This is a genomic window from Brachyspira catarrhinii (genome assembly GCF_005518285.1).
Taxonomy (GTDB): Bacteria; Spirochaetota; Brachyspiria; order Brachyspirales; family Brachyspiraceae; genus Brachyspira; species Brachyspira catarrhinii.
Map to the genome: position 1 here is coordinate 1 of NZ_SJDU01000919.1, position 260 is coordinate 260.

Below are 260 nucleotides of genomic sequence, written 5' to 3' on the forward strand. Positions count from 1 at the left end.
TTTCTCATTTTGAAATCTCCTTTGTAATTAATTAATTTTTTATAAATAACAGAGAATAATCTCTGAAACTTATCGAATTGAAAATTTTTGTTATCGTCATTGCGAGCGTGAGCGAAGCAATCCACACAGAATAGATTACTTCGGGCGCTGCCCTCGTAATGACAACGAATAATATCATAAATGCAAACAAAGAAACCTGCGATACTATGAAATTTACAAAAGACTTGCAATAAATGTGAATTAATGTTATAATTAGATAA

At 30.0% G+C, this 260-nt stretch carries 1 protein-coding gene; it reads right to left on the bottom strand.

The features are described 5' to 3' along the window. Positions 1–31: 31 nt before the first annotated feature. Positions 32–260: hypothetical protein (locus EZH24_RS15240; RefSeq protein WP_236847304.1), on the bottom strand; the 229-nt coding region annotated here is incomplete at its 5' end.